This window comes from Rhodopseudomonas sp. P2A-2r, assembly GCF_026015985.1.
Classification (GTDB): domain Bacteria; phylum Pseudomonadota; class Alphaproteobacteria; order Rhizobiales; family Xanthobacteraceae; genus Tardiphaga.
Genome location: NZ_CP110389.1, coordinates 3,962,626 through 3,981,199 on the forward strand (window position 1 = coordinate 3,962,626; position 18,574 = coordinate 3,981,199).

Annotated in this window: 19 protein-coding genes and 2 pseudogenes; 7 read left to right on the forward strand and 14 right to left on the reverse strand. The window is 64.8% G+C overall.

The genetic code is table 11. The annotated features are described in order from the left end of the window. Positions 1 to 331 precede the first annotated feature (331 nt). The 3 genes from ONR75_RS19170 (at position 332) to ONR75_RS19180 (ending at position 3,204) form a co-directional block, all read left to right on the forward strand. Positions 332 to 484: a DUF1127 domain-containing protein gene (locus ONR75_RS19170; protein ID WP_265078655.1), complete on the forward strand. Its 153-nt coding sequence runs from the start codon at positions 332 to 334 to the stop codon at positions 482 to 484. A gap of 154 nt (positions 485 to 638) precedes the next feature. Then, positions 639 to 2,075 (forward strand): methylenetetrahydrofolate--tRNA-(uracil(54)-C(5))-methyltransferase (FADH(2)-oxidizing) TrmFO, encoded by a 1,437-nt coding sequence (gene trmFO, locus ONR75_RS19175; protein WP_265078656.1) that lies wholly within the window; start codon positions 639 to 641, stop codon positions 2,073 to 2,075. Positions 2,076 to 2,106: 31 nt separating this feature from the next. Next, positions 2,107 to 3,204 (forward strand): serine/threonine protein kinase, encoded by a 1,098-nt coding sequence (locus ONR75_RS19180; protein WP_265078657.1) that lies wholly within the window; start codon positions 2,107 to 2,109, stop codon positions 3,202 to 3,204. Between the two features lie 432 nt (positions 3,205 to 3,636). On the opposite strand, the gene ONR75_RS19185 is transcribed toward ONR75_RS19180, so the two are convergent. From ONR75_RS19185 to yajC, 5 genes are all read right to left on the reverse strand, one after another. Further along, positions 3,637 to 4,491 (reverse strand): phytoene/squalene synthase family protein, encoded by an 855-nt coding sequence (locus ONR75_RS19185; RefSeq protein WP_265078658.1) that lies wholly within the window; start codon positions 4,489 to 4,491, stop codon positions 3,637 to 3,639. After that, positions 4,488 to 4,871, reverse strand: coding sequence for an Mth938-like domain-containing protein (locus ONR75_RS19190; protein WP_265078659.1), 384 nt, complete (start codon positions 4,869 to 4,871; stop codon positions 4,488 to 4,490). The genes ONR75_RS19185 and ONR75_RS19190 overlap by 4 nt, the downstream gene beginning before the upstream one ends. Positions 4,872 to 4,873: 2 nt before the next feature. Next, complete coding sequence (gene secF / locus ONR75_RS19195) at positions 4,874 to 5,887, reverse strand: protein translocase subunit SecF (RefSeq protein WP_265078660.1); 1,014 nt, start codon at positions 5,885 to 5,887, stop codon at positions 4,874 to 4,876. Positions 5,888 to 5,903: 16 nt separating this feature from the next. Next, complete coding sequence (secD, locus tag ONR75_RS19200; RefSeq protein WP_265078661.1) at positions 5,904 to 7,505, reverse strand: protein translocase subunit SecD; 1,602 nt, start codon at positions 7,503 to 7,505, stop codon at positions 5,904 to 5,906. A gap of 68 nt (positions 7,506 to 7,573) precedes the next feature. Next, positions 7,574 to 7,978: a preprotein translocase subunit YajC gene (yajC, locus tag ONR75_RS19205; protein WP_265078662.1), complete on the reverse strand. Its 405-nt coding sequence runs from the start codon at positions 7,976 to 7,978 to the stop codon at positions 7,574 to 7,576. 194 nt (positions 7,979 to 8,172) lie between these two features. On the opposite strand from yajC, the gene ONR75_RS19210 reads away from it, so the two are divergent. Next, complete coding sequence (locus ONR75_RS19210) at positions 8,173 to 9,144, forward strand: ATP-binding protein (protein ID WP_265078663.1); 972 nt, start codon at positions 8,173 to 8,175, stop codon at positions 9,142 to 9,144. Between the two features lie 225 nt (positions 9,145 to 9,369). Here ONR75_RS19210 and ONR75_RS19215 read toward each other — a convergent pair whose 3' ends face one another. Both ONR75_RS19215 and ONR75_RS19220 read right to left on the reverse strand, forming a co-directional pair. After that, on the reverse strand, positions 9,370 to 10,794 hold the full coding sequence (locus tag ONR75_RS19215; protein ID WP_265078664.1) for a peptidoglycan DD-metalloendopeptidase family protein: 1,425 nt from the start codon (positions 10,792 to 10,794) through the stop codon (positions 9,370 to 9,372). 109 nt (positions 10,795 to 10,903) lie between these two features. Then, the gene (locus tag ONR75_RS19220) at positions 10,904 to 11,554 is read right to left on the reverse strand and encodes a protein-L-isoaspartate(D-aspartate) O-methyltransferase (protein ID WP_265078665.1); all 651 of its coding nucleotides are present in this window, start codon (positions 11,552 to 11,554) and stop codon (positions 10,904 to 10,906) included. A 282-nt stretch (positions 11,555 to 11,836) separates the two neighbouring features. Between ONR75_RS19220 and ONR75_RS19225 the strand changes: the two genes are divergently transcribed. Further along, the gene (locus tag ONR75_RS19225; protein WP_265078666.1) at positions 11,837 to 12,214 is read left to right on the forward strand and encodes a response regulator; all 378 of its coding nucleotides are present in this window, start codon (positions 11,837 to 11,839) and stop codon (positions 12,212 to 12,214) included. Between the two features lie 75 nt (positions 12,215 to 12,289). After that, a complete protein-coding gene (locus ONR75_RS19230) occupies positions 12,290 to 12,589 on the forward strand; it encodes a GIY-YIG nuclease family protein (RefSeq protein WP_265078667.1) in 300 nt (99 codons plus the stop codon). Between the two features lie 193 nt (positions 12,590 to 12,782). On the opposite strand, the gene surE is transcribed toward ONR75_RS19230, so the two are convergent. Then, positions 12,783 to 13,550, reverse strand: coding sequence for a 5'/3'-nucleotidase SurE (surE, locus tag ONR75_RS19235; RefSeq protein WP_265078668.1), 768 nt, complete (start codon positions 13,548 to 13,550; stop codon positions 12,783 to 12,785). A gap of 232 nt (positions 13,551 to 13,782) precedes the next feature. Here surE and ONR75_RS19240 point away from each other — a divergent pair, with 232 nt between their 5' ends. Next, on the forward strand, positions 13,783 to 14,304 hold the full coding sequence (locus tag ONR75_RS19240) for a hypothetical protein (RefSeq protein WP_265078669.1): 522 nt from the start codon (positions 13,783 to 13,785) through the stop codon (positions 14,302 to 14,304). 100 nt (positions 14,305 to 14,404) lie between these two features. On the opposite strand, the gene ONR75_RS19245 is transcribed toward ONR75_RS19240, so the two are convergent. The 6 genes and pseudogenes from ONR75_RS19245 to ONR75_RS19265 all read right to left on the reverse strand — a co-directional run bounded on the left by ONR75_RS19245 (position 14,405) and on the right by ONR75_RS19265 (position 18,416). Then, positions 14,405 to 14,968, reverse strand: a complete 564-nt coding sequence (locus ONR75_RS19245; protein WP_265078670.1) for a CAP domain-containing protein — start codon at positions 14,966 to 14,968, stop codon at positions 14,405 to 14,407. An 11-nt stretch (positions 14,969 to 14,979) separates the two neighbouring features. Then, positions 14,980 to 15,594: pseudogene (serS, locus tag ONR75_RS32885) on the reverse strand (serine--tRNA ligase); the annotation flags it as partial. 138 nt (positions 15,595 to 15,732) lie between these two features. After that, positions 15,733 to 16,404 (reverse strand): annotated as a pseudogene (locus tag ONR75_RS32890) (serine--tRNA ligase); the annotation flags it as partial. Positions 16,405 to 16,698: 294 nt separating this feature from the next. Further along, the gene (gene tatC, locus ONR75_RS19255) at positions 16,699 to 17,520 is read right to left on the reverse strand and encodes a twin-arginine translocase subunit TatC (protein WP_265078672.1); all 822 of its coding nucleotides are present in this window, start codon (positions 17,518 to 17,520) and stop codon (positions 16,699 to 16,701) included. Next, positions 17,517 to 18,050, reverse strand: coding sequence for a Sec-independent protein translocase protein TatB (gene tatB / locus ONR75_RS19260; protein ID WP_265078673.1), 534 nt, complete (start codon positions 18,048 to 18,050; stop codon positions 17,517 to 17,519). The genes tatC and tatB overlap by 4 nt, the downstream gene beginning before the upstream one ends. A 129-nt stretch (positions 18,051 to 18,179) precedes the next feature. Further along, positions 18,180 to 18,416 carry a twin-arginine translocase TatA/TatE family subunit gene (locus tag ONR75_RS19265; RefSeq protein WP_265078674.1) on the reverse strand — a complete coding sequence of 79 codons (237 nt, stop codon included), beginning with the start codon at positions 18,414 to 18,416 and terminating at the stop codon, positions 18,180 to 18,182. Between the last annotated feature and the right edge of the window lie 158 nt (positions 18,417 to 18,574).

The window sequence follows — 18,574 nt, forward strand, 5'->3', positions numbered from 1 at the left end:
ACGTTCGCCCGGCGCGCCCCGAAGGGCCAATCGGTAGGCCGCCGCGCCGAGTCGGCCACTGACGGCGGCTTGGCGACAGCACACCCTTCAAATCCATGATTTAACTGCTTAATTAACTTGAATCGAGGGACCACTGGTGCCCGATTACGCAGGGTTGGCGCTGCAAAAGCGGCAGCGTGCGAACAGGTTAATCATTTCTTGCGCTAGCCATGCAATCTACGCCTAGCTGCACCGCAACATTTACGCTGCCGCAACGCGATATTGTCCTCTATATTCACTTCAACGGCGGGGCACCTTCAAGAGATGAACCGCCAAACTCAGGAGAAATAAAATGTTGGTTTCTTTCATTCGCATGATCCAGGCGTTCCGTGACTATCAGCGCAACGTTGCCGAGCTGTCCCAGCTCTCCGACCGCGAGCTTTCCGATATCGGTCTCGACCGTTCGGACATTCCGCGTGTTGCCTCGGGCGCCTACAACGGTTGATCCCGTTGCTGATGCCTTCCGGATAGCGCCCGCGTCTTGCGGGCGTTGTCGTGTCGGGGCATCGCATGCCGGGCCGTTGATGCCACGGCAATGAGACGTGGGTTCCTCTTGAAGCGGATTCCACTTCGCGTGAAAACACGCTACATGCAGGCCCATGACAACAGGCCCCCACTCCCAAAATCACGTCCATATCATCGGTGCCGGTCTTGCCGGCTCGGAAGCCGCCTGGCAGGTCGCCAGCGCCGGTATTCCCGTGGTGCTGCACGAGATGCGCCCGCACCGCATGACCGAGGCCCACCTCACCCAGGGCCTCGCGGAGCTGGTTTGCTCCAACTCCTTCCGCTCTGACGACGCTGCCAACAATGCCGTCGGCCTGCTGCATGCCGAGATGCGCAAATTAGGCTCGCTGATCATGCGCTGCGCCGATGCCAACCAGGTGCCCGCCGGCGGCGCGCTGGCGGTCGACCGCGATGGGTTCTCCGACGCGGTTACCAAGGCTCTGGAAGCCCATCCCCTGATCACCATCGACCGCGCCGAAGTCGAGGGCCTGCCGCCTGCCGACTGGGGCAACGTCATCGTCGCCACCGGGCCGCTGACCTCGGCAGCGCTGGCGGACGCCATCCGCGGCATTACCGACGAGAAGGCGCTGGCCTTCTTCGACGCCATCGCGCCGATCGTGCATTTCGATTCCATCGACATGTCCAAGGCCTGGTTCCAGTCGCGCTACGACAAGGTCGGGCCCGGCGGCACCGGCGCCGACTACATCAACTGCCCCATGGACAAGGAGCAGTACGACAACTTCGTCGACATGCTGGTCACCGGCGAGAAGACCGACTTCAAGGAATGGGAGCTCAACACGCCCTATTTCGACGGCTGCCTGCCCATCGAAGTCATGGCCGAGCGCGGAAAGGAGACGCTGCGCCACGGCCCGATGAAGCCGGTCGGTCTCACCAATCCGCACGATCCGACCGTGAAGGCCTATGCCATCGTCCAGCTGCGCCAGGACAACAAGCTGGGCACGCTCTACAACATCGTGGGTTTCCAGACCAAGCTGAAGCACGGCGCCCAGACCCGCGTATTCCGTACCATCCCCGGCCTCGAGAATGCCGAGTTCGCCCGGCTCGGCGGCCTGCATCGCAACACCTTCCTGAACTCGCCCAAGCTGCTCGACCAGCAGTTGCGGCTGCGCGCGCAACCTCGGCTGCGCTTCGCCGGCCAGATGACCGGCTGCGAAGGCTATGTGGAATCCGCAAGCGTCGGCCTGATGGCCGGGCTCTATACCGCTGCCGAAGTCAAGGGCGAGACGCTGGCGCCGCCGCCGATCACCACGGCGCTGGGCTCGCTGCTCGGCCACATCACCGGCGGTCATATCGAGACCATCGATTCCGGCCCGCGCTCGTTCCAGCCGATGAACATCAACTTCGGCCTGTTCCCGCCGCTGGCCACCCCGCCGACCAAGAAGCCCGACGGCTCGCGACTGCGCGGCAACGAAAAGACCGTCGCCAAGAAGCAGGCGCTGAGCGCCCGCGCGCTGGCCGACATGGATGCATGGATCGCCGCCAGCCTGCCGGCCATCCCGGCGGCGGCGTGACAGCAGTCGATTTGAATTCCAGGACCATGTCATGAGTTTGCCGCAACAGGACGCAGCATTGCTGTCCGCGCAATGGACCGAAGGCGTGCTGCTCAAGCGCGACGTATTCTCCACCGTGGAGCGCGGCCGCTTTCGCACGGCCACCGGCGAAGTCGACGCCGTGCTGCGCCGCCTCGACCAGGTGCCCTGGTGGTCCTATGTGGTGGCGCGCCACCTGTTTACGCGCGAGCGTCGCGCGCTGACCCTGGCGCGCGAGCTGCACGTCGGGCCGGAATTGCTGTGGGCCGGCGATCAGGCGCTGGTACGCGGTTTCATCGACGGCGTTGCACTGCAGATGGCCAAGCCAGTCGGCGACATCAACTACTTCAAGTCAGCCAAACTGGCTTTGCGAAAACTGCATCGCATGGGCGTCTGCCACAACGATCTCGCCAAGGAGCAGAACTGGCTGCGCGGCACCGACGGCCTCGCTTACGTCACCGACTTCCAGCTCGCGGTCTGCTTCAAGTCGCGCAGCCGGCTGTTCCGCATCGCCGCCTATGAGGACCTGCGCCATCTGCTGAAGCACAAGCGCACCTACGCGCCGGAAGCGCTGACGCCGAAGGAGCGCAGCATCCTCGCCAAGAAATCCGCTTTCGCGCGGATCTGGCTGATGACCGGCAAGAAAGTCTACCGCGCCATCACCCGCGGCATCTTCAATTTCACCGATCGCGAGGGCGGCGGCCGCCGTCTCGTCAATGACGCGCCGCCGCTGCTGGCCATCATCAAGAGCAATCCCGCGGTGCGCGACGCGTCCATCGTCGCCTTCGCCGACCGCCGCACCGGCGTTGGCCTCTACGCCTTCGTCGAGGCCGACGACGTCGCGCTGGAAACAAAGCTGCAGGCCGCCATGGCCGCGGCGAAGGGTGCAAAGCCGCCGGAACACATTCAGGTCATCCCGTCCCTGCCCCGCGACGCCAAAGGCAACATCCGCAACGAGATCCTGCAACTGGTGGCGATGAACCAGCTCGATCTGATCGAGCCCATGATGACCAGCGACACCGACCGCGTGTTCCTGAAAGGCATTCTCGAGTCGCGAAAGAATCTGCGCGACCGCTTCAATTTTGAATCGCCGGAGCACGGCACGCCGTAGGTACGCTACTTGCTCCCCACACACTCGCCGTCATCCTGAGGAGCGCGCTCTTGCGCGCCTCGAAGGATGCGCCGCCAACTCTGTCGCCCGCTTCCGCATCCTTCGAGGCTCGCCCTGCGGGCGAGCGCCTCAGGATGACGGCAGTGGAGTTTGCGAGAACCTAAGAAAACATCTTGCTCCGCGAGCCAAGTCGAAAATATCAGCACCGGGATTCTGCAGCTGGTGGCGATGAGCCAGCTCGACTTGATCGAACCAATGATGACCAGCGACACCGACCGCGTGCTATCCCACGCGGATGTCATCGCCCGCGAAAGCGGGCGACCCAGTAAACGCTGGCTGCGGTGATAGAACGGAGAAGCCGCCATATACTGGATCCTCCGCTTTCGCGGAGGATGACATGAGAGCGTGCAGCGACCTGGCGGCCACCTTGCTTTACGAAAACATCTTGCTCCGCGACGCCCGCCAAAGCGTCCACAAAATCCGCAGCCGCGACGGCACATAAACCGCGAACGGATCGGTATCGGCCATCGCCATGCGGTCGAGATCGCGTGCCACCAGCGCCAGCGGCAGGAAGGCGCGCCGCGCCTCGGCCGGCACCTGTGGCAGCAGCGACTGCGCGGTGGCCAGTTGCGCGCGCGCGCCTTCAATCAACTGGTCGAGCGCGGCGCGGATCGCAGGCGTCGGCTTGCCCAGAAACACTTCCGCGGCGCTGCTGCCGTGCTGCGTCAGAATATCCAGCGGCAGGAACAACTGCCCGCGCGCGCTGTCGTAGGGCAGCAGCGCGATCACCTGGGCCACGCCCTGCGCCAACCCGCCATGATCGGCGACCTGATCGGCAGCCTCCGACGGCGCTCCAAGAATTCTTGCTGCCAGCGACAACAGCGTCGATGACGTATCGGCAAAATGGCTTTCCAGCACCGTGAGATCCGGCATCGGGTCGTGATAGAGATCGAAGATGTGCGTATCGATCAGTTTCGCCAGCCGGTCGGCCGGCAACTGATGTTGGCCAATGGCCCATAGCAGTTCGGCGGCAACCGGATTGCTGGAGACATCGCCGTGGCCGGCCCCCGCCAGCATGTCGGTCCACCATTGCAGCCGGATCTCGCCGGGCAGCGGCTGGCTGACCTGCTCGCGCACCCGCACGATCTCGACCTTGAAGGCATACAGCGCCAGCAGCGCGCGGCGCTTGTCGGCCGGCACGAACAGCGTCGAGGCATAGCGCGCAAAATCGTGGCTGCGCACCAAATCCGCGGTGAACGCCGCGTTCTGGTCGGAGACTTCGCTCATGGTACCGCGATCAAGGCCGCCGAGACGCGCCGCCGTTCGCCGATCATGATGTTCCAGGTGCGCACCGCCGGCCCCGTCTGCATGGCGTCGATCACCACGTGGCGGGCGCGCAGCGCCTCGCGCAGGTCCTTCGGCACGATCCACACGTCATTGCCGGTGCCGATGATCAGCGTGTCGATCACGGGCGCATTCTCGAAGATGCGCGCCAGCGAGGCCCGGTCGATGTCGCCGGCTGATGTCACCGGCCAGGCCCAGATCGCATCCGGCAGGCACAGCAGCGACCCCGTGTGCGACATCGTGTCGAACACGAAGCCGCCCTTGCCATAGGCCTCGATGGCGGCGGCGCGTGGAAGGTGCGGTGCGTCCGGAGGCACCGGCATGCTCAGCCCTTCTTCGGCTTGTTCGGCTTGTCCGGCGCGGTGTCGCGATTTTCGCCGACGCCGAGATAGATCAGGATCGGGGCCGCGATGAAGATCGAGGTGTAGGTGCCGACCAGCACCACGCCGAACATCATCACCGCCGTGAAGGAGTGGATGGCGTTACCGCCGAACAACAGCAGCGCCAGCAGCGCCAGCGTCACCGTGACGTGGGTTATGATCGAGCGCGACAGCGTCGAATTAATCGACTCGTTGAGCAGCTCCGGCATCGGCATCTTCTTGTAGCGCCGCAGGATCTCGCGAATACGATCGTAGATGACCACCGTATCGTTCAGCGAATAGCCCAGTATCGTCAGCAGTGCCGCGATACTGGTGAGATCGAACTCGACCTGCGAGATCGACATGAAGCCGATGGTCAGCACGATGTCGTGGACGTTGGCGATCATGGCGCCCAGTGCGAACTGCCATTCGAACCTGAACCAGAGGTAGACCAGGATCGCGAAGATCGCGACCATCAGGCCGAGCATGCCATAGGCCAGCAGCTCGCTGGACACGCGCGGCCCCACCACTTCGACGCGGCGGTATTCGACGGCGTCGCCGAGCGCGCCGCGGACCTTTTCCACGGCGCCCTGCTGGGCGGCATCGCCGCCGGGCTGCTGCGCGACGCGGATCAGCACGTCGGCGGGGCCGCCGAACTGCTGCAGCTGCACCTCGCCGAGGCCCAGCCCGCCCAGGGTCTTGCGCATCGCGGAGATATCGGCGGTGCCGGACTTGGCGCGCACTTCAAGCAGCGTGCCGCCCTTGAAGTCGATGCCGAAGTTCAGCCCGTGGGTGAAGAACAGCGTGATCGCGAGAATCGACAGCAACGCCGAGATCGGAAAGCTGATGCGGCGAAACCGCGTGAAGTCGAACTTGGTATCGTCAGGAACAATACGCAAGGAGGGCAGCCAGCCGAAGGCGCTGACGATGCTCAGGACAATGATCAGGGCCAACAGCCCGAAGAGAACGATGTGTGTCACAGCCAGCTCCGCAATCTCAAATCGGCACGCTGGTCGGCCGCTTCCAGCGCACCCAGGCCGCAACGATGAGGCGGGTGACGGTGAAGGCGGTGAAGACCGTGGTGACGATGCCGATGCCGAGCGTCACGGCGAAGCCGCGCACCGGACCAGTCCCGATATAGAACAGCACCGCAGCGGCGATGAAGGTGGTGATGTTGGAATCCAGGATGGTCGACAGCGCGCGCTTGAAACCGGCATCGATGGCCGAGATCGCGGTACGGCCGCCGCGGATTTCCTCGCGGATGCGCTCATAGATCAGCACGTTGGAGTCCACCGCAATGCCGACGGTGAGCACGATGCCGGCGATGCCGGGCAACGTCAGCGTGGCGTTGAGCAGCGACAGGATGCCGAAGATCATGGCGACGTTGATCGCCACCGCGATGTTGGCGAACAGGCCGAACAGCCGGTAGGTCAGCAGCATGAAGATGATGACCAGAATCGAGCCGACATAGGCGGCGAGCTCGCCCTTGGCGATCGAGTCGGCGCCGAGGCCGGGGCCAACGGTCCGCTGTTCGATGATGGTCAGGGGCGCCGGCAGCGCGCCGGCGCGCAGCAGGATCGCCAGATCGTTGGCGGCCTGCACGGTGAAGCTGCCGGAAATCTGGCCCGAACCGCCGGTGATCGGCTCGCGGATGACCGGAGCCGAGATCACCTTGTTGTCGAGCACGATGGCGAAGGGCTGGCCGACATTGGCGAGGGTGGCCTCGGAGAACTTGCGGGCGCCGGAGGTGTTGAACCTGAAGCTGACGATCGGTTCGTTGGTGCGCTGGTCAAAGCCGGGCTGCGCATCGATCAGATCCGAGCCGGGCACCAGCACCTGCTTCTTGATGACGTAAGGCGCGTTCGGCGGTTCGGCGCCGAGCAGGACTTCGGAGTCCGGCGGCACGCGGCCCTGCTGGGCCTGATCGGCCGGCACCGACGAGTCGACCATCCGGAAGTCCATCTTGGCGGTCTTGCCGATGATATCGATCAGCCGCTGCGGATTCTGTTCGCCGGGAGCCTGGATCAGGATGCGATCGGCGCCCTGGCGCTGGATCACCGGTTCCACGGTGCCGAGTTCGTTGACGCGCTTCTCGACGATCTGGATCGACTGCTCGACGGTCTGGCGCACGCGGTCGGCAATGGCCGCGGGCGGCACAGTCAGGCGGATCAGCCCGCCGCCGGCGTCGGCCACTTCAAGGCTGCGCTGGCCGTTGGAACCGAGCAATCCGCCGAGCGGCTGCGACAGCTCGCGCAGCTTGGTCAGCGCGGTCGGCACATCGGTGTCCTTGCCGATACGGACCTCGACGCTGTCATTGCGCGCGCTGAGGCCGGTATAGGCGATCTTGGCATCGCGCAGGGTGCGGCGGACGTCGTCGCGGACCTGCTCGAGCTTGTCCTTCTTGATCGAGTTGGCATCCACCTCGAACAGCAGATGGGCGCCGCCCTGCAGATCGAGGCCCAGCACCAGATGGCGCTGCGCCCATTTGGGCCAGGTCTTGACGGTGGCTTCGGGGAAGAAGTTCGGAACCGCGCACAGGCAGACCACCAGCGCTGTCAGAATGATCGCCAGCGCCTTCCACCGCGTGAAATACAACATCGAGTTAACCCGTCAGATCCTGAAATGGCGACGCGAAGACGCGGCCGGAGCCGCGCCGATGATGAGCCTCAGCTCGCGGAGGTCTCGTCCTTGCCGGCGTCGGCCTTCTCGATTTTCTCGACCTTCTCCGACTTGTCGGCCTTTTCCTTGGCCGGCTCGCCCTTGGTGCGCACGCCCGAAATCATCTGGCGCATCTGGCGCACGCGGACGCCGTCGGAGATCTCGAATTCGATCTGGTCGTCGTCGACCACCTTGGTGACCTTGCCGACGAGGCCGCCGGAGGTGACCACGGTATCGCCGCGGCGGATGTTCTTCACCAGTTCGGCGTGGTCCTTCACCTTCTTCTGCTGCGGACGCAGGATCAGGAAGTACATGATCACGAAGATCAGCGCGAAGGGCAGCAGCGACATCAGCATGCTGTTGGTGTCGCCGCCGGCCGCAGCGGCCTGGGCAAAGGCTGGGGTAATGAACATCGGAAATTCCTCGTGAAAACAGGAGCCACCCGGTGCCGCGGCGGTGCTCTGACCGGCCCGGGGGCGAATTCGCGCGGACTATAACCACCGGCCGCCCAATTGCAACGCTGCCAGACCGTTGATTTGGCCCTCATTTTGCCCGCTTGCGGGCGCCCGCGGGGGCCGATATGGGTTCGCGCCAAGGAAGGCCCCAAATGACAAAAAAGCCCAATAAAACAAGCCGTCGCGCCGTTGCGAAGCCTGCAGCCCGGAAACCGGCGAAAGCCGCGGCAAAACGTCCGCGTGCGACCAAACCGCCCGCCATGGACGAGCGCATCGCCCGCGCCCTGGAGACGATCGCTGCCAGCATGGCCGCCGCCTCGCCGACCGCGGCCAATGCCGATTCCCTGAAATCCGCCGACGCCTTCATCTGGCATCCCGACGGGCGGCTGGCGCCGGTGCCCAAGGTCAGCCGCGTCGACATCGCGCTGCTCAAGGGCATCGACCGGATGCGCGACACCCTGATCGAGAACACCGAGCGCTTCGCCACCGGCCTGCCCGCCAACAACGCCCTGCTCTGGGGAGCGCGCGGCATGGGCAAGTCGTCGCTGGTGAAGGCGGCCCACGCCAGCGTCAATGCCGACAAGCGCGTCGCCGGCCGGTTGAAGCTGGTGGAGATTCATCGCGAGGACATCGAGAGCCTGCCGGCGCTGATGGCCGTGGTGCGCGCCTCGGACTTCCATTTCATCGTGTTCTGCGACGACCTGTCCTTCGACGGCAACGACGCCTCCTACAAGTCGCTGAAGGCGGTGCTGGAAGGTGGCATCGAGGGCCGGCCCGACAACGTCATCCTCTACGCCACCTCCAACCGCCGCCACCTGCTGGCGCGCGAAATGGTCGAGAACGAGCGCTCCACCGCCATCAATCCCGGCGAAGCTGTCGAGGAAAAGGTCTCGCTGTCCGACCGTTTCGGCCTGTGGCTCGGCTTCCACAAATGCAGCCAGGACGAGTACCTCGCCATGGTCAACGGGTATTGCAGCCATTACGGCATCAGGCTCGACGACGCCGAACTGCAGCGCGAGGCACTGGAATGGTCGACCACCCGCGGCTCGCGCTCCGGCCGCGTGGCGTGGCAGTTCACCCAGGAACTGGCGGGCCGCCTGGGCGTCAGGCTGGCGGGGAAGTAGCAGTCAACTCCGCGCTCGTGCCCCGGACGCTGCGCAACGCGCTGCCGCAGGCAGCGTGGTGCGCTGCAGATCCGGGGCCTTACCAAGCGCCAGCGTTCGTGACGGTCCCGGATCTGCGGAGCAGCACTTCGTGCTGCGCCGCGTCCGGGACACGAGACAGCAGCAAAAAAGGGCGCCGCCTGTTTCCAGACGGCGCCCTTGCTACTTCACTGATATCAACCGCGCTTACGCGCCATTGAGGAACTGCAGCGGATCGACCGGCGACGAGCCCTTGCGGATCTCGAAGTGCAGCTGCGGTGATCCCACCTCGCCGGACTGGCCGGACTTGGCGATGACCTGGCCGCGCTTGATGGTCTCTCCGCGCTTCACCATCAGCTCACTCGCATGGGCATATGCGGTGACGTAGCCGTTGGAATGGCGCACCAGGACCAGGTTGCCGTAGCCCTTCAGTTCGTTGCCGGAGTAAGCGACGACGCCGTCTTCGGCGGCCTTGATCGGGGTGCCCTCGGGCACCGCGACGTTGATGCCGTCATTGGACTTGCCGTTGGTCTTGGCGCCGTAGCCGGTGACCACGCGGCCGCGCACCGGCCAGCGGAACGTCGGCAGCGCGCCGGTGGCATCGGCGGCCTTAGCCGGCGTTTCCGGTGCGGCCTCTTCCGGCGTGGTGGTGGCAACCGCCATGCGTGCCTTCTGCGCCGGTTCGGCGGAAGCCAGCTTGGTGGCGGGCGCGGTGGCGACCGCACCGGCAGGCGCCGCGGCGACCACCGGCTGTGCGGCAACCGGTGCAGCTGCGACGGCGGCTCGCGCCGACGGCACGGTGACCCTGGAGCCTATCTTCAACTGCGCCTTGGTGTCGAGGCCATTGGCCCGCGCCAGATCGGCGACCGGAATGTGATTGCGGCGGGCAATGCTGTTCAGCGTGTCGCCATTGTTGACCACGTGAACCGACGCGGGCCCGGCGACAGGCGCCGCCATCGCCACCGGCTTGGCAGCAGGAACGACAAGCGGAGCCGGCGCAGCAACGGCGGTCTGGCGCGGAATGATCAGCTGCTGGCCCGGCGACAGCGCGCGCGGCCCCTTGTAGCCGTTGGCCTGCAGGATGGCCGCCGACGACACGTTGTAGCGGCGCGACAGGGTCTCGAGCGTATCCGACGTCCCGACAATGATCCGGGTGCCGCCATCGCGGGCCAGACCGTTGGTGGCGGCAATGGATTTCGGCGCGACGGTGCCGGTGGTCTCGATCGGCGCATGGGTCGGCGGCGTATAGGACGCCAGGCCACGCCCGCCGCCGGAAACCGGCGCGGCGGTGGTTGCGGCGGCCATCGGGCGACCGGTCGGATAGGACTGCGGCGCAGCGATCGGCGGCGGCAGGGCCTGCGACTGGTATTGCGGCTGCGGCTGATACTGCGGGCGCTGATACTGCGGCAGTTCGCTGCGCTGCACCGGCGCGGTCGGCGCCGACCGCGGTACCGAACCGGTCGCCTCACCCTGCCAGCCGAAGCCGCGGGACTGACCGGAATCAAAACTTGGGGCTTGTGACAATCGCGTCTGCATATCGGCGCTGCAGCCGGCAAAACCGATCGACATCAGCGCCAGCACCGCAGCCTGCGGGGCGCGGCGCGAGCAAAGCAACTCGACAACGCTGGACATGGGTTACTCACTCATACGCAACAACTGATTACTGAAAAGAGTAAACACCGTCCGCGTTACCAAGCCTTTAACCCTGCCGGCAGGAGCTGTGGGGGGCGTCGAACTTTTGTCAGAGTTCGCGCGCAATGCCGGGCAGCGCCGGCACAAACCTCACATCCACCAGCGGCTTCCGCTCCAGTCCGTCGGCCGTCTTGCGGATCTGGACCAGGGTCTGGACGCCGTTATGCGGCCCGACCGGTGCGATAAGGATACCGTCGACCTCGAGCCGGTCCGTCAGCGCCGCCGGCACCTCGGCCATCGCCGCGGTCACCATGATGCGGTCGAAAGCGCCGAGATTGGCGGGCAAATCGAATCCGTCGCCGAGCATCACCTCGACATTGTGCAGGCCGAGCTTTTCCAACCGCGCCCGCGCGGTGTCAGCCAAGGTTCGGAACCGCTCAACAGTCAGGACTGTCTTGCAAAGATGCGCCAGAACCGCGGCCTGGTATCCCGAGCCTGTGCCAATTTCGAGCACGCGATGGGTCGCCTCGAGCCGCAATTGCTCGGTCATATAGGCCACGACGAAGGGCTGGCTGATGGTCTGGCCGCAGGCGATCGGCAGCGCGGTGTCGCGCCAGGCTTCGGCGCGGTCGGCGGCCTCGACGAATACCTCGCGCGGAATCGCGTCCATCGCCCGCAGCACGCGCAGGTCGCTGATCCCGCGACGGCGCAACGACAGCTGAAACATCATCTTTTCGGGCGGCGGACTGACCGGCGGCATGGCGACCTCACGCAATACTTCACTTGATCGTCTACCCATTAGCGCAGATAGGTTGACGCAATGGCAGCGCCGAGGCGGCGCCGGATCGGGATCCCCTCGGGGAACCAGAACCGATCCAGATCGTTGCACCGCGGGGCGTTAATCCAGAAAATTGTTGAGGCTTGTCATCGCCCGACATTGGGGATTTGGTCGCCTCGCTGTGGTTGAAGCGAGACAACGGCGTGATTGCCTTCAATCCCGTAATTTGCGATTTTGTCACGTAATGAACCAAGGAAACCGGCTATGACTTCATCGAAGCCGCCCGGCGGCTCGGTCTTCCTCGTCGAGGACGAGGTGATGATCCGCATGATGGTCGCCGATATGCTCGAAGAGCTGGGCTACAGTGTTGCCGCTGAAGCCGGCGAGATCACAGAAGCCATTCGCCTGGCCGAGACCACCGAATTCGACATCGCCATCCTCGATGTCAACGTCAACGGCAAGGTGATCTCGCCGGTCGCCGACGTCATCCATGCCCGCAACCGGCCATTCGTCTTCGCCACCGGCTATGGCGCCCAAGGCCTGCCTGAAATGTACCGCGACCGCCCCACCCTGCAGAAGCCTTTCCAGATGGAAACCCTGGCGCAGGTGCTGGCCACCACACTGAAGGGCGTCGCGGTTTAAGCTACCCAAATTGACAACAGACTAATCGACGTCATCCTGAGGCGCTCGCGTAGCGAGCCTCGAAGGACGACGGCGATGGGTGTTTTCGTCTATATGCTGCGCTGCTCAGACGGCTCGTATTACGTCGGCAGTGCGACCGGCGAAGACCTCGAGCCTCGCATCCACCAGCACAACGCCGGGGTCTACAAGGGCTACACCTACTCCAGACGCCCGGTCGTCGTCGTGTGGTCCGATTATTTCGACCGTATCACCGATGGCATCGCTGCCGAGCGAAAGGTCAGGGGCTGGAGCCGCGCCAAGAAGGAAGCTTTGATCCGGTCCGACTGGTCCGCTTTGCAGCAGCTGTCCCGGCGTCGTGGCGGTAGAGAGCGCTGAACATGCATCCTTCGAGGCTCGCCCTGCGGGCGAGCGCCTCAGGATGACGGTGGAGTATGGGGCTGGCAGGCTCAAATCACCCTCCCCCGAATCGCAACACACTCCGCCATCATCCTCGTCTGAACGCAATTGCGTTCAGACTGGAGGCGCTCGCCGTCTTCGGCGATCCTCGAAGGATGGGCCGCCAGCTCAGCTACCCCAGCGTCTTCGTCAGCGCGGCGGAGAATGCGTCGTCGGTGCGGTCGAGCCGCAGCGGGGTCACCGAGACGAAGCGCGCGGCGAGGGCTGCAAGGTCGGTGCCCTCGGCCGGCATGTCCACCACCGCGACGCGTTCGAAGCCGATCCAGAAATACGGGTTGCCGCGGCCGTCGCGGCGCTCGTCGACGCGCAGGAAGCCCTGGTTGCGCTTGCCCTGCCGGGTCACCATCACGCCCTGCACTTCCTCCGGCGCGCAGGCCGGGAAGTTGACGTTGATCACGGTGTTCTTCGGCACGCCGGCGGCAAGCACCTTGCTGATAATGCCGGGCCCAAACTTCAGCGCCGCCTCCCACAGCGGCTTGTGGCGGGTCTCGAGGCTGAATTCCTGGCTCAGCGCGAAGGACGGCAGCCCGAGAATAGTGCCTTCCAAAGCGCCGGCGATGGTGCCGGAATAGACCACGTCCTCGGCGACGTTGCGGCCCTTGTTGACGCCGGACAGCACGAGGTCCGGCTGCTTGTCGAGCAGGATGTGCCGCGCGCCCATGATCACGCAATCGGTCGGCGTACCCCTGACAGCAAAATGACGCGGGCCGATTTCGCGCAGGCGGAGCGGATCGTTGAGCGACAACGAATGCGAGACACCGGACTGGTCGAGCTCGGGCGCCACCACCCAGACGTCGTCGGACAATTCTCTGGCGATCTGTTCGAGGATTTTCAGGCCCGGCGCGTGAATGCCATCGTCATTGGTACAGAGAATCCGCATTCGCGCGCCTTTTCAGAGGTCATTGGGCAGCCGGGGCCGGGCAGCGGACTTTTGCCAGCACGCGGCCGGTTTTGCCAAGCTAATTTTCCCCGGTCGTATTGCAGCGCACAGGGCCGGCCGCCGGAACATTCCCGTCCGAGCCCGGTTTGTCACGCAAGTCCATTACGATGGACGTCCGAGGCGCGACAGCGCGGCCGAAGCCGGTTGCGCCCGCCCCCGTCGGGATCGCGCAATGCCGACCGAACGATTTAGCAGGTTGATGGATGCAGGACTGCCGCCGATTCTGATCGCAGCGCTGGCCGGCTGGATGTGGACGGAATCGCGCAACTACCCCGCCGCACCCGCGCCGCCGCTGCCGCCACTAGGCGTCGTTCTGGCCAGCACGGCGGATGACGATGGGTCCGAGCCGGCCACCACATCGGCGCTGCCGACCAGCCGCCAAGCGGAGCCGGAGGCCACCGCGTCCCTGCAGCGCCTCAGCATCTCCAGGCAATCGTTCCGCCGCGGCGGACTTGGCGCGAAAGCGCTGATGACCTTCACCATCCGCAACCGCAACGATTATGCCGTCAAGGATTTCGAACTGCTCTGCGCATTCCGCGGACGCGACGGCCGCGTCGTTACCGAGCGCCGCCGCACCATCCCCGAAACCATCGCGCCGAAAAGCCGCAAGGCATTTCCGAAGATCCATGTCGGCCACGTCAGCATCACGGCTGCCAAGGCAAAATGCCGGCTGCTGGCGGCGGCGCGGGTATGATGCCGAACCAAGTCAGTGGTTGGACCTAATCCAGCCGAAGACAGAGCAGGCTGTCGACGTCACTGCTGGCAAGTCGTGCGGCGCGCGCCTTGCCATCGGCTCAGAAACAGAGGCCGAGCATCTTGACTGTGCAGTCGCGCGGCGCCCGCTTCGCAGGCTTGTCCCTGGCCGCTCCCTTTGCGGCGCCCTGCGCCGGCGGCTTCGCTTTGGGCCTCGGCTTCTCGTAAGCGCCGGCGATCACCATCGCCCAATAGGTCTTCCCACTGGCGCTTTTGGCGTTGGCGATGCCGACTTTCGACGCGTCTTTGAGCAGCAGATTGCGGCGATGGCCGGACGAATTGATCCACTGCCCGAGCGTGCGCGGAAAATCGGCATAGCCATAGGCGATGTTCTCGGCGGCGCTGCCGGCCTTGGACGGCGCCACGCGCACGTTGAAATTGCCGGCGACATCGTGATCGAGCACGTCCTTCGCCGCCATCGCCGACGCCTGCTGCTGGGCGATCCCATTCAGCGTCGCGTCGATCGTCACCGGGCCCTCGCCGTTCTTGGCGCGGAACTGCGAGATCAGTTCGGCGGGCGAGGATTGCGCCAGCGCCGGCGCAAGCGACGCCATCAGAAAGGCGAACAGCGCCAGCGCGGCCGGCGCCGCGATCCGCAATGCCATGCGACAGATCCTCACGCGGCCGAGATCGTTTTCAGCCCGCCCATATAGGGCTGCAGCACCGTCGGTACGGCGATCGAGCCGTCTTCCTGCTGATAGGTTTCCATCACCGCGATCAACGCGCGGCCGACCGCGGTGCCGGAGCCGTTCAGCGTGTGCACGAAGCGCGGCTTGCCGTCGGGGCCGCGCGACCGCGCGTCCATGCGACGCGCCTGGAAATCACCGCACACCGAGCACGACGAGATCTCGCGATAGGCGCCGCCGTCGCCCTGCCCGGGCATCCACACCTCGATGTCGTAAGTCTTCTGCGCGGCAAACCCCATGTCGCCGGTGCACAGGGTCATGACGCGGTAGTGCAGTTCCAGACGGCGCAGCACCTCTTCGGCGCAGGCCAGCATGCGCTCGTGCTCGTTACTGCTCTCTTCCGGCGTGGTTACCGACACCAGCTCGACCTTGGTGAACTGATGCTGGCGGATCATGCCGCGGGTGTCGCGTCCGGCAGCGCCGGCTTCGGCGCGAAAACACGGCGTCAGCGCGGTCATGCGCAGCGGCAGTTCTTTTTCGTCGAGGATGGATTCGCGGACGAGGTTTGTGAGCGGGACTTCGGCGGTGGGGATGAGCCAGTAGCGCGTGGGATCATTGTGAAGTTTCAGTTCTTGGAACGGAGCCTGACGAGCAGCATCAAATCCAAGTAACTGCGCATGATCCAAGGCGGAATTTCTGCTTCGCTTCAAATCGGATTCAAAATTCGCACGCAAATCTGGTTCTGCGTATACGGCAAACTGATCATCGTGAAACTTCGGCAACTGCGCCGTGCCGAACATCGCATCGTCGCGCACCAGCAGCGGCGGGTTCACTTCCATATAGCCGTGTTCGTTGGTGTGCAGGTCGAGCATGAACTGCCCGATCGCCCGCTCGAGCCGCGCCAGCCCCTTCTTCAGAACGACGAAGCGCGCGCCCGACAGTTTCGCCGCCGCTTCAAAGTCCATGAAGCCCATGGCCTCGCCGAGATCGTAGTGAGCCTTGGGCGCGAAGGCGTAACTGCGCTTGGCGCCGAACTTGTGACGCTCAATGTTGCCGTGCTCGTCGCTGCCTTCGGGCACTTCGGCGAGCGGCAGGTTGGGAATGCCGGCCAGCGCGGTCTTGAGTTGCTCTTCGGCGTCCTTCACCGCGGCTTCCATCGCCGGCATGGTGGTCTTGAGTTCGGTGACTTCGGCCATCAGCGCATCGGCGCGCGCGGTGTCCTTGTTCTTCTTGGCCTCGCCGATTTCCTTGGAAGCCGCATTGCGCCGCGCCTGCGCCTGCTCGGATGCCAGGATCGCCGTCCGCCTCTGCTCGTCGATGGCCATCAGCGACGCCGAAAGCGGCGCCAGCCCGCGCCGCTTCAGCGCAGCGTCGAAAGCCTCGGGATTGTCGCGGATCGCTTTGATGTCGTGCATGGCAGGGGTCCTGAGCGTGGCGACGTTGACCTTCCGCAAGAATACGGAGAGTCAGCATTGCGCATCCAGTAGCCCGAATACCCCTGATTTGGAACATGAAATGGAAAAAACTGTCGTCATCCTGAGGTGCTCGCCCCCAGGCGGAGCCCTTGCTTCGCTTGGGGCGAGCCTCGAAGGATGCGGCCACGAACTCGCTTGCGGCCATCCTTCGAGGCAGCCGCAAGTTGCGACGGCGCCTCCAGCCGAAACGCAATTGCGTTTCGGCGGGGATGACGGCAGAGTGGGCGGCAGTCCCTACTCCGTCGGCGTGACGTCCGGCGGCGACGTGCCGTCTGCAGCAGCCTTCGCGGCGGCGGCCTTGGCGGCGTTCTTTTCGACCATGCCGACGGCGATGATGGAGCCCTCGTAGAGCACCAGCAGCGGGATCGCCAGCGAGGCCTGGCTGATGACGTCGGGCGGCGTCAGCACCGCGGCGATGACGAAGGCGACGACGATGAAGTAGCGGCGCTTGTCCTTCAACTGCTTGGCGGTGATCACGCCCATGCGGCCGAGCAAGGTCAGCACCACCGGCAGCTGGAACGCGACGCCGAAGGCGAAGATCAGCGACATCATCAGCGACAGGTATTCGCCGACTTTCGGCAGCAGCTGGATCTGGGCGGTCTCGGAACTGCCGGTCTGCTGCATGCCCAGCGAGAAGCGGATCAGCATCGGCAGCACCAGGAAATACACCAGCAGCGAGCCGAGCGCGAAGAACACCGGCGTTGCGATCAGGTACGGCAGGAACGCGCCGCGCTCGTGCTTGTAGAGGCCGGGCGCCACGAACATGTAGATCTGCGCGGCGATGATCGGGAACGAGATGAAGCCGGCGCCGAACATCGCCAGCTTGAGCTGGGTGAGGAAGTATTCGAGCAGCGCGGTGTAGATGAATTTGGAATTCTCGGGGCCGGCGACCCAGACGAACGGCCAGACCAGCACGTTGTAGATCTGCTTGGCGAAGAAGAAGCAGAAGATGAACGCCACGGCGAAGGCCAGCAGCGCCTTGATCAGCCGCGACCGCAGCTCGATCAGGTGATCCATCAGCGGCGCCTTGGAGGCTTCGATGTCCTCGGCGCTCATGATGCGCGGGTGTCCTTGGTGAGTTCGGGATCGGCCAGCGCGTGGCTCTCGGCCACGACCGGAAGCCCGGCCGGCGGCGTCTCGGGGGTCACGGCTTGTACGTCCTGCGTGGCTTGCACTTCCTGGGTGATGGCCAGCGGCTCCATCTGGGCCGCGTGGGCCTCAGCCTCGACAAAGGTCTCCGGCGTCGGCGGCTCCGGCGTGGTCGGTGTCGCCACGGGCGTGTCGATGTTCTCGATCTTGTCGATGGTCATGGCGTCGCTGACGTCCTTGGTCAGCGAGGTCATGATGTTGTTCTTGGAGAATCCGGAGGCGGTGTCCTTGATGTCGTCGAACGCCTTCTTGACATCGGCCATCTCGGCTTCGCGCATGGCCTCGTTGAACTGGCCTTGGAACTCGGCGGCCATCTTGCGCGCCTTGCCCATCCATTGCCCGACCATGCGCAGCACGCCGGGCAATTCCTTCGGGCCGATGGCGATCAACGCGACCACCGCGATGACGACCAGTTCACTCCACCCGATGTCGAACATGAAAACTTCCGCTCACGCGAGGCACGTTGCCCGACCATCGGGGCCCCCGCGTTTCCTCAACTGGCCCGCCACAAAGCTGCCGCAAGACCTAGGCCTGCCACGGGTTTGCCGCAAGCCGTCACAATGCGTTCAGACAGCCTTGCTGCCGACGTCGGTCCGTGCAGCCGGCTGCGGCGGCGGATTGTCGATGGTGCGGACCGGCTCGGCGGGCTTTTCCGCCACCTTGTCGTCGTCCTGCATGCCCTTCTTGAAGGCCTTGATGCCCTGGGCAACGTCGCCCATCAGGTCGGAAATCTTGCCGCGCCCGAAAAGCAGCAGGACCACCCCGATCACTACGATCCAGTGCCAAATGCTGAGTGAACCCATCCTGCAATCCTCCAAGCGTCAGGCCGGTTGCCCGACCTCAATCTGACCGGAACGTAGGCGCAGGAGGTGGCAAAAACAAGGACTTAGACCTGCGTGGAATCGCTGATAATGCCGCAGGCTCCGGGGATCGTTAATCCCCGCGCCGTGGTCTCGCGCGG

What these genes read in the sequence shown, in the direction of transcription:
- ONR75_RS19190 (WP_265078659.1), bottom strand. Translation starts at nt 4,871, where the DNA reads ATGCCGGTGCCTCCGGACGCACCGCACCTTCCACGCGCCGCCGCCATC.
- secD (WP_265078661.1), bottom strand. Translation starts at nt 7,505, where the DNA reads ATGTTGTATTTCACGCGGTGGAAGGCGCTGGCGATCATTCTGACAGCG.
- ONR75_RS19225 (WP_265078666.1), top strand. Translation starts at nt 11,837, where the DNA reads ATGACTTCATCGAAGCCGCCCGGCGGCTCGGTCTTCCTCGTCGAGGAC.
- ONR75_RS19210 (WP_265078663.1), top strand. Translation starts at nt 8,173, where the DNA reads ATGACAAAAAAGCCCAATAAAACAAGCCGTCGCGCCGTTGCGAAGCCT.
- yajC (WP_265078662.1), bottom strand. Translation starts at nt 7,978, where the DNA reads ATGTTCATTACCCCAGCCTTTGCCCAGGCCGCTGCGGCCGGCGGCGAC.
- tatC (WP_265078672.1), bottom strand. Translation starts at nt 17,520, where the DNA reads ATGAGCGCCGAGGACATCGAAGCCTCCAAGGCGCCGCTGATGGATCAC.
- ONR75_RS19215 (WP_265078664.1), bottom strand. Translation starts at nt 10,794, where the DNA reads ATGTCCAGCGTTGTCGAGTTGCTTTGCTCGCGCCGCGCCCCGCAGGCT.
- tatB (WP_265078673.1), bottom strand. Translation starts at nt 18,050, where the DNA reads ATGTTCGACATCGGGTGGAGTGAACTGGTCGTCATCGCGGTGGTCGCG.
- ONR75_RS19220 (WP_265078665.1), bottom strand. Translation starts at nt 11,554, where the DNA reads ATGCCGCCGGTCAGTCCGCCGCCCGAAAAGATGATGTTTCAGCTGTCG.
- ONR75_RS19240 (WP_265078669.1), top strand. Translation starts at nt 13,783, where the DNA reads ATGCCGACCGAACGATTTAGCAGGTTGATGGATGCAGGACTGCCGCCG.
- ONR75_RS19265 (WP_265078674.1), bottom strand. Translation starts at nt 18,416, where the DNA reads ATGGGTTCACTCAGCATTTGGCACTGGATCGTAGTGATCGGGGTGGTC.
- ONR75_RS19230 (WP_265078667.1), top strand. Translation starts at nt 12,290, where the DNA reads ATGGGTGTTTTCGTCTATATGCTGCGCTGCTCAGACGGCTCGTATTAC.
- trmFO (WP_265078656.1), top strand. Translation starts at nt 639, where the DNA reads ATGACAACAGGCCCCCACTCCCAAAATCACGTCCATATCATCGGTGCC.
- ONR75_RS19245 (WP_265078670.1), bottom strand. Translation starts at nt 14,968, where the DNA reads ATGGCATTGCGGATCGCGGCGCCGGCCGCGCTGGCGCTGTTCGCCTTT.
- surE (WP_265078668.1), bottom strand. Translation starts at nt 13,550, where the DNA reads ATGCGGATTCTCTGTACCAATGACGATGGCATTCACGCGCCGGGCCTG.
- ONR75_RS19180 (WP_265078657.1), top strand. Translation starts at nt 2,107, where the DNA reads ATGAGTTTGCCGCAACAGGACGCAGCATTGCTGTCCGCGCAATGGACC.
- ONR75_RS19170 (WP_265078655.1), top strand. Translation starts at nt 332, where the DNA reads ATGTTGGTTTCTTTCATTCGCATGATCCAGGCGTTCCGTGACTATCAG.
- ONR75_RS19185 (WP_265078658.1), bottom strand. Translation starts at nt 4,491, where the DNA reads ATGAGCGAAGTCTCCGACCAGAACGCGGCGTTCACCGCGGATTTGGTG.